9 protein-coding genes are annotated in these 8,621 nt (G+C 69.5%); all 9 read right to left on the bottom strand.

Annotated elements, in window-relative coordinates; all coding sequences use genetic code 11:
* On the bottom strand, nucleotides 1-1,176 hold a 1,176-nt coding region (locus tag G3573_RS17860), incomplete at its 3' end, for a sigma-54 dependent transcriptional regulator (RefSeq protein ID WP_163263048.1).
* A gap of 112 nt (nucleotides 1,177-1,288) precedes the next feature.
* Nucleotides 1,289-1,627 (bottom strand): flagellar motor switch protein FliN, encoded by a 339-nt coding sequence (gene fliN / locus G3573_RS17855; protein WP_163263047.1) that lies wholly within the window; start codon nucleotides 1,625-1,627, stop codon nucleotides 1,289-1,291.
* Nucleotides 1,627-2,277, bottom strand: a complete 651-nt coding sequence (locus tag G3573_RS17850) for a flagellar assembly protein FliH (protein ID WP_163263046.1) — start codon at nucleotides 2,275-2,277, stop codon at nucleotides 1,627-1,629. The genes fliN and G3573_RS17850 overlap by 1 nt, the downstream gene beginning before the upstream one ends.
* A gap of 10 nt (nucleotides 2,278-2,287) precedes the next feature.
* Nucleotides 2,288-3,310 (bottom strand): flagellar motor switch protein FliG, encoded by a 1,023-nt coding sequence (fliG, locus tag G3573_RS17845; protein ID WP_163263050.1) that lies wholly within the window; start codon nucleotides 3,308-3,310, stop codon nucleotides 2,288-2,290.
* 14 nt (nucleotides 3,311-3,324) lie between these two features.
* On the bottom strand, nucleotides 3,325-4,962 hold the full coding sequence (gene fliF / locus G3573_RS17840; protein WP_163263045.1) for a flagellar basal-body MS-ring/collar protein FliF: 1,638 nt from the start codon (nucleotides 4,960-4,962) through the stop codon (nucleotides 3,325-3,327).
* Between the two features lie 426 nt (nucleotides 4,963-5,388).
* Complete coding sequence (locus G3573_RS17835) at nucleotides 5,389-5,670, bottom strand: DUF1153 domain-containing protein (RefSeq protein ID WP_163263044.1); 282 nt, start codon at nucleotides 5,668-5,670, stop codon at nucleotides 5,389-5,391.
* Nucleotides 5,671-5,836: 166 nt separating this feature from the next.
* The gene (locus G3573_RS17830) at nucleotides 5,837-7,258 is read right to left on the bottom strand and encodes a flagellar hook protein FlgE (protein ID WP_163263043.1); all 1,422 of its coding nucleotides are present in this window, start codon (nucleotides 7,256-7,258) and stop codon (nucleotides 5,837-5,839) included.
* Nucleotides 7,259-7,371: 113 nt separating this feature from the next.
* On the bottom strand, nucleotides 7,372-8,076 hold the full coding sequence (locus tag G3573_RS17825; protein ID WP_163263042.1) for a flagellar hook assembly protein FlgD: 705 nt from the start codon (nucleotides 8,074-8,076) through the stop codon (nucleotides 7,372-7,374).
* 4 nt (nucleotides 8,077-8,080) lie between these two features.
* Nucleotides 8,081-8,621 (bottom strand): flagellar hook-length control protein FliK (locus G3573_RS17820; protein ID WP_240454787.1); only part of this gene is annotated, 541 nt, incomplete at its 5' end.

The raw sequence follows: 8,621 nt of genomic DNA, 5'->3' as shown, positions 1-8,621 counted from the left end.
GGCGGCCGCGTCGGCCGCCTGGGCGGCCTGGGCGGCGTAGCCCGGCGAGGACGGGGCGCCGGCGGCGGCCAGCGGCTGGCCGTCGGGCAGGCGGATGGCGTCGGCGTCGATCTCGTCGCCGACAGCCAGCAGCACCGCGCGGTGCATGGCGTTTTCCAGCTCGCGCACGTTGCCGGGCCACGGGTGGGCGGCCAGGCGTCGCTTGGCTTCGGACGCGATCGGGCGCTGCGGCACGCCGTTGGCGTCGGCGTACTTCTTCACGAAGTGCTCGGCCAGCACGACCACGTCGGCCGGGCGCTCGCGCAGCGCCGGCAGGCGCAGGTTCACGACGTTGAGGCGGTAGAGCAGGTCCTCGCGGAAGGTCCCTTCCTTCACGGCCTGGGCCAAGTCGCGGTTGGAGGTGGCGAGGATGCGGATGTCGACCTTCACCGGCTTCTGGCCGCCGACGCGGTCGATCACGCGCTCCTGAATGGCGCGCAGCAGCTTGGCCTGCAGGCGCGCGTCCATCTCCGAGATTTCGTCCAGCAGCAGGGTGCCGCCGTCGGCCTCCTCAAACTTGCCGATGCGGCGGGCCACGGCGCCGGTGAAGGCGCCCTTCTCGTGGCCGAACAGCTCGCTCTCGAGCAGGTTCTCGGGAATGGCGGCGCAGTTGACGCTGATGAACGGCTTGTCCGCCCGACGCGACTTGGCGTGGACGTAGCGGGCCATGACTTCCTTGCCGACGCCGCTTTCGCCGGTGATCAGGATCGAGGCCTCGGACTTGGCGACCTGGTCGGCCAGCTTCAGCACCTGCTGCATGGCCGGGTCGGAGGTGACCAGCGGGCGCTCGTCGTCGGCCACCGCCGCCAGCACCGCGGCGATCAGCTCGGCGTCCGGGGGAAGCGGGATGAACTCCTTGGCCCCGGCGCGGATGGCGTCGGCCGCGCGGCGCGGGTCGGCGCCCACGCCGCAGGCGACCACCGGCACGTGGATGCGCTCGGCCTCGTTCGCGGCGATCAGGCCGGCGATGTCGAGGTCGTAGTCGACCATCAACAGCTCGGCGCCCTGACCACGGCGCAGGCTGTCGGTCGCCTGCGCGCCGGTCTCGACGTGGCTGACCTTGGCGCCGGTCGACATCGCCATCTTCACGGCCGCGGCGAGCTGCCCGCTCAGACGTCCGACCACCAGAAGCCGCATCTTGAGATCCCCCTCTGTGGAGCGGCGGCTTACGGCGCCGTCGCCCCGGGTCTTGCTCCGTCCGATCCGTCGCCGGTCAGCCGAACTGTACTATTTGCCGCGAGTCGCGCCGTCAGACGCCGACGTCCTCGCTCTTGATGATTTCCGTCATGGTCACGCCCAGCCGGTCGTCGACGACGACGACCTCGCCGCGCGCGACCAGGCGGTTGTTGACGTAGATGTCGATGGCCTCGCCGACCTTGCGGTCCAGCTCCACCACCGAGCCCGGCCCCAGCTTCAGCAGCTGCGCCACCGAGACGTGCGACTTGCCCAGCACCGCCGAGATGTTGACCGGCACGTCGAACACCGGGGCCAGGTCGGCCGCGGCCTTCTGGGCCTCGCCGTCCTCGAATGTCGCCAGCGCCGTGGAAACCGGGAATTCCTCGAGCGAAAGATCGTTGTCGGCGGCCATTATCGCGGCTCCCCGTGAACTGAAAGGTTGTCGCCGTGCAGGCCTTCGGCGGCCAGCGCCGCGCGGACGGCCGCCTCGACCCGCTGGGCCGCGCCTTCGGGATCGAAGATGGCGCGTCCGTCGCCCCACTCGAACACGAAGGCCGCGCCGGCCACGCCGGGCTCGGCCTTGAACACGATCTGGCCGGCGAAGCCGATGGCTTGCGCCACCTCCTCGACCGCCGTCTGCACGCGTTCGTCGATGCGGGCCATGCGCACGACCAGGCGCGGCGCGCTCTCGACCTCCTGGGCCAGGGCGTCCAGCGCCGCCTCCAGGGCCGCAGTCGGGAACCGGTCCAGGGCGGCGTCGGCCACCCGGCGGGCGGCCACCAGGGCCAGCTCGGCGCAGCCGGCCTTGTGGGCCTGGGCCACCTGGGCCAGCACCGAAAGGCCCGAGCGGGCCTGCTCGGCGACCATGGCCAGGGCGTGGGCGTGGGCCTCCTCGGCGCGGGCGACGGCCGAGGCCTCGCCTTCGCGATAGGCCTGCTCGCGGATCGCCTCGACCTCTTCAGGCGTGAAGAAGCGCTTGGGGCGCGGCGGCGGCGTGGAGATCACCACGCCGGCGTCGCCGAACTCCATGTCGAAGCCGAATTTGCGGGGCTGCTGGGTCACGACACGGGCCTCAATAGATCAGCTCGTCGTCGTCGCCCTGGCCGGCGAGCATGATCTCGCCCTTGGCGGCCAGGTCCTTGGCCAGCTGCACCATGGACATCTGGGCGGCGTCCACGTCCTTCAGGCGGACGGGCCCCATGCTCTCCATGTCCTCGCGCATGATCTTGGCGGCGCGTTCGGACATGTTGGAGAAGAACAGCTCGCGCAGGGTGTCGGACGCCCCCTTGAGCGCGATCGCCAGCTGGTCCTTCTCGACCGCGCGGATCAGGGTCTGCACGCCGCCCGGGTCCAGCTTGCCGAGGTCTTCGAACACGAACATCAGCGCGCGGATGCGCTCGGCCGACTCGCGGTTGCGCTCTTCCAGCGCGGCCAGGAAGCGGCTCTCGGTCTGACGGTCGAAGTTGTTGAAGATCTCGGCCATCAGTTCGTGGCTGTCGCGCTTGGAGGTGCGCGCCAGGTTCGACATGAACTCGGTGCGCAGCGTCTGCTCGATCTTGTCGAGGATCTCGCGCTGCACCGGCTCCATGCGCAGCATGCGCTGCACGCACTCCAGGGCGAAATCCTCGGGCAGCGAGGCCAGCACGCGCGCGGCGTGGTCGCCCTTCACCTTGGAGAGCACCACCGCGACGGTCTGCGGGTACTCGTTCTTCAGATAGTTGGCGAGCACGGCCTCGTTCACGTTGCCGAGCTTGTCCCACATGGTGCGACCCGCCGGGCCGCGGATCTCTTCCATGAGGGCGTCGACTTTGTCGGACGGCAGGAAGGACTGCAGGATGCGCTGGGTCTGCTCGTAGGAGCCCATGATCGCGCCCGTGCCGGACATGCCGGACACGAACTCGAACAGCAGGTCCTCGACCACCGAGGCGGAGACGGTGCCCAGGCTCGACATGGCCTGGGAGATCTCCTTGATCTCCTCGTCGTCCAGCTGCTCCCACAACTGCGTATGCTCTTCGCCCAGCGACAGCAGGATGACCGCCGCCTTCTCCGGTCCCGAGAGCTTCGTGCGATCGTCGATCGCGCCTTTCTTACGGATGGCCAGGGCGCTCATCAGGATTCATGCAGCCAGTTGCGGAGGATGGAGGCCGATTCCTCCGGGTGTTTGCCCACGAATTCGGAGACCTTCTTCACCGAGGACGCTTTCACCTGCCCCTCGATGCGGGCGATGTCGATGCGGTGATCCATCTCAGACGGGCCGGTCAGGGCCGCCTGGGCGGGTTCGTAGCCCAGCGCCCCGGCCGGCGCGCCGGCGGGCTGCAGGTGGGTCACCGGGATGGTCGCGCCGGGGACCGGGCCCTCGGCGGTCTTCAGCATCGGGCGGACGACGAAGAAGATGATCAGGGCCGCGACCACGGCCAGGATGCCGATCTCGGCCGCGCGCATGATGTCGTTCTTGTCGAAGTCCATCATCGGCGCGCCCGCGGCCGTGCCGCCCAGCTCGGCCCCTGAGGGGCGGGTGAAGCGCACGTTGACGACGCTGATCTGGTCGCCGCGCTCCTGGTCGTAGCCGACGGCCGAGCGGACCAACTGCTCGATCTGCTGCATCTCGGCGGCCGTGCGCGGCGTGTAGGCGCCCGGCTTGCCGCCCGCGCCCGCGGCGGTGACGCCGTCCACGGCCACGGCGACCGACAGACGCTTCACCGCGCCCGGCTCGACCACCTCGGTGCGCACGGTCTTGGAGATCTCGTAGTTGGTGATCTCTTCGGTCTGACCGCTGGAGGAGCTGGTCGACAGGAAGCCCGGCTGCTGCTGGCCCTGGGGCAGGTTGGCGGCGGCGGTCACCTGGCCGTCGGCGCCCGGGTCGGTTTCGCTCTGGTTGGCTTCCGAGGTGCGGGTCGAACGGACGACCTGGCCGTCCGGATCGAAGCGTTCTTCCTGGGTGGTGACGCGGTTCAGGTCGAGGTCGGCGGTGACCTCGACGCGCGCCTTGCCCTGGCCGACCACGCCCTCGACGATGCCCTTCACCGCCTTGCGGATGCGCTCTTCGGTCTCGGCCTTGCGGCCCGCGGCCAGTTCGCCGAGGTAGCCGCCCTCGTCGCCTTCCGCGCCGGCCGCCAGCATTTCACCGGACTCGTCGACGACGGTGACGTGGTCGGGCTTCAGGCCCGGCACGGCGCCGGCCACCAGGTTGCGCAGGGAGCGGACCTGGTCGGCCTTCAGCTCGCGCCCGCCCAGGCCCACGACGATCGAGGCGGTCGGCTGGGCCGCCTCCGCCTCGAACAGCTCGCGCTTGGGCAGCACCAGGTGAACCCGGGCGGAGGTCACGCCCTGCAGCGAACGGATGGTGCGGGCCAGTTCGCCCTCCAGCGCGCGCTGCTTGTTCAGGTTCTGAGTGAATTCGGTCTGCCCCATGATCGAGGCGTTGTCGAACAGCTCGTAACCGACCGAGCCCGAGGTCGGCAGGCCCTTGCTCGACAGCATCAGGCGCGTCGAGGCGACGCTGTCGCGGTCGACCATGATGGTCGAGCCGTCGCCCTTCACGTCGTACTTCACGTTGGCCTGATCCAGCGCGGAGGTGATCTCCGACGCTTCCTTCAGGTCGAGGTTGGAATAGAGCAGCGCCTTGGGCTGGCCGCCCAGGTTCATCATCATGGCGACGAGGATGGCCGCCGCGCCCGCGGCGGCGCCGACGACCGCCGCAAGGCGGCCGATCCCGAATCTCCGCAAGCCGTTCAGAAAGGACTCCACGCGCGCCCCGCCCCACTCTCGGGGGCCCCCGCCGACTCGTCGCCCCACTAGGCAGATATTTCCCGGCGGTTGGTAAACGACCTGTTTACGACCGGCGCCGTGGCGCCCCGGGAAAACGGGCGCCTCGCGGAAGAGCGCGCGTTAAGCACAACTGACGATTGACTTTTCGCCCCGTTTCCGCCCAATTCCGCCGAACGCGTTCATCGGGGGAAGAGCGTATGTCCAAGCGGAAAAGGGCCGTCGCCGGAGCATTCGGCGTTTTCGTCACCGCCCTACTCGTCATCTACGCGGTGCATGTGCGGGAGACGGGCCAGATGTGGCCGGTCGCCCGGCACGAGGCGCGCTGAAGCCACGCCCTGAAACGGCCGACGGCCGCGCCCCCGAGGGGAGCGCGGCCGCCGAACAACTCGACCAGGTCGGACCGGATCAGCGGTACTGCTGGATCCGGGTCGTGCGCAGGCCCGGCATGCCCCAGCGGTCGATCGCCGCCTGCCACGCCAGGAACTCGTCGTTGGTCAGCCGGTAGCGCGCACAGGCGTCCTCCAGCGACAGCAACCCGCCGCGAACGGCCGCCACCACCTCCGCCTTGCGGCGGATCACCCATCGCTGGGTGTTCGGGGGCGGAAGATCGGTGACCGTCAGGGGAGCCCCCGTCGGACCGATCACGTATTTTTCGCCTCTGCTGTTCAGGCGATGCTCTTGCAGCATGGGCCTTACGCCTCTCTCACCACCATCATGGCGTCACAGTAGCGCGGCCCCGATAACGTCGGCTTAAGCGCGATGGTGAATCGAACACTAATCGTCCGACCACCGACGCTTCCGCTACCCTCCGCTGTTAAGGCGGTGTTCATTCAAGTTACTCGGATACCAGTGATCAGCGTTTGATCATGAGCAGTTCTTCCAGCATCTGGTCCGCGGTCGTGATGATCTTGGACGAGGCCGAGTAGGCCCGCTGGGTCGTGATCAGGCCGGTGAACTCCGACGACAGGTCCACCGTCGAGGCCTCCAGCGTCGAGGGCGACAGCAGGCCCGCGCCGCCCTGGCCCGGCGGCTTCAGGTTGTAGGTGCCGCTTTCCTGCGAGACCCGGTAGGCGTTGCCCGACACGCGGATCAGGCCGTCGTCGTTCGGGAAGGTGGCCAGGGCGACCTGGGCGATCTTGCGGGTCACGCCGTTGTCGAAGATCGCGGTGACGAAGCCTTCGTCGTCGATTTCGATGTTGGTCAGGTTGCCGAAGGTGGTGCCGTTGGTCAGCACCGCCTGCACCACCGACTGGCTGTCGAACTGGGTCAGGCCGCCCGCCGCGCTGTCGAAGTCGATGCGCAGGGTCTGGGCCGCGACGCCCAGCGACGGATCCCAGTTGAAGGTCCCCGAGCCGGCGACCGGCGCGCCGGCGGCCGAGGCGCCGAACTGCAGCTCCGGCGCGGCCGGCGGGGCCGGGAACAGGGTCGAGTTGGCCGCGTCGTAGCGGCCGTCGGCGGTGAAACGCACGATGCCGGTGGCCAGCTGGCCGCTCTGCAGCGGCGTGGCGGTGACCACGTCGCTGGCCGGAATGGCCCGGATTTCGGCGTACCACTCGTTGGCGTTGGGGCTCTTCAGGAAGGAGACCGCGACCGTGCGCTTGCCGCCCTTGGAGTCCGACACCGGGATCTGCAGCTCGAAGTCCGGCTTCACGCCGGTGCCGTTGGCCGGGTCGTAGGCCGCCATGCTGGTGCCCGCCACGGTCGGGTCGTAGGTCGCCGCGTCGGCCGAGACGGCCTGGCTGGACTTCAGGTTGGCGTTGATCGTCGCCCGGGTGGTCGGGTCGGCGGCGCCGCCGATCGAGGTGACGTTGATGGTCTGCAGACGGGTCAGGTCGGACGGATCGGAGATCACGTTGCCCTGGTCGTCGATCGGCCAGCCCTGCAGGTACAGGCCAGAGGCGTTGCGCAGGTAGCCCAGGTCGTCCTTGGTGAAGGAGCCGGCGCGGGTGAACAGGCGCGCGTCGGTCGAGGTCAGGTTTTCCGGCTTCTCGGTGACGACGAAGAAGCCCTTGCCCTGCACGCCGAGGTCGGTGTTCGAGGTCGTGCGCTGCAGCAGGCCCTGCTGCGACACGAACTGGCGGGCGGTGCCCAGCACGCCGCCGGCGCTGTAGGACGCCTTCAGCGATTGCGAGGTCACGATGGTCGAGAAGTCGACCTGGGCGCGCTTGTAGCCGACCGTGTTGACGTTCGCGATGTTGTCCGAGATGGCGGCGAGCGCCGACGAGTTGGCGGTCAGGCCCGAGACGCCGGCGAGCATGGCGCTGTTGATGCTCATGATGCGTATCCTGTCAGTCGATGCGTTGGATCAGGCGGCGCTTGCTGCGTTGGAGCCGGGGGCCCCTTCGGCGCGCCGTTCGAGCGCGCCTTTTTCGGTGTCTGCGGATCGGATCAGCCGGTCGTCGCCGGCGTGCCCGTCCCGCTGGTGTCGGACTTCTCCGCGACGCTGATCACGGAGCTCAGCGGCACGATCGCGCCGCCGATGGTGAGGTAGGGCTGGCCGTCGTACATCTCGACGGCGGTGACCTTGCCGCGGGCCAGCACCTGCGACGCGACGTCCGTGTCGCCCTTCTTGGCCGTCATCTTCATGACGTAGACGCCGCCGTCCGGCAGCTGCTGGCCGGTCGAGGTTTTGCCGTCCCAGGCGAAGTCGTGGATGCCCTCGCCCTTGTCCGGCGCGGGGCCGGACCAGACCACCTTGCCGGTGGTGTCGTAGATCTGGAGGGTCACTTCCGAGGCGTCGGCCCCCAGCTCGTAGGCCCAGCTGGCCGAGCCCTTGTCGAGCTTGGTGGCGGAGGCGGCCGCGGTCACCTCCTTGCCGATGTAGGTCACCGAGTTGGAGAGGGCGGCGTTGTTCTGCTCCACCATCGCCTTCAGCAGGTCGTTGGTGAGCAGCTGCTGCTCGACCCCGGCCATCTGCGTCAGCTGCTCGGTGAAGGCGTTCGAATCCATCGGCGAGAGCGGATCCTGGTTCTTCAGCTGCGAGGTCAGCAGCGCCAGGAAGGTCTCGTAGTTGTCGAACAGCTGCGTGCGGCTGTTGGTGATCTTCGCGCCGGCCTGAGCCGCGGACTGGGCTGCGTTGACGGTGTCGACCATGTCGTCAGATCCTCACGTCCACGCCGAGCCGGACGGCGCGGCGGGCGACTGGGGGGGCGTCGGCCAGGCTGGCGGCCTGCTCGCCGGCGCGGAAGGCGCGGGCCCGGGCCCGGCCGCCCTCGGCGAACTGCTGGCGGGCGTCCTCGAACGACCCGCCGCCGGCGTTGCGATCAGCGAAGCTGAAGGAGTCCTCGGACACCTGGAAACCGGCCTGCTCCAGGCTGCGCCGCAGCTCGTCGGCGCGGGCGCGCAGGTCGGCGGCGGCCACCGGATTGTCGAAGGCCATCTGGGCCTTGAGCCGGCCGTCGGCCTCGATGGTCAGGCGCACGTCGACCCGGCCCATGTCGGCCGGATGCAGCTCGACGTCGAAGCGGGTCGACCGTTCGCCGAACTTCTTGAGGATCTCGGCCGACAGGTGCGCCACGGTCTCCGGCGAGCCGCGCACCGCCTCTGCGACCACGGCGTGCGAGCCGGCGTGGGCGGCCGGCGCGCCCGCGGCCGTGTCGGCCGGCGCCGCCGGATTGACCGTCGGATCGGCTTGGGCC

This window comes from Caulobacter sp. 17J65-9 (genome assembly GCF_010975005.1).
Lineage (GTDB): Bacteria > Pseudomonadota > Alphaproteobacteria > Caulobacterales > Caulobacteraceae > 17J80-11.
Note: the sequence above shows the minus strand (reverse complement) of the source record. Positions and strands in the feature narration are given on the sequence as shown.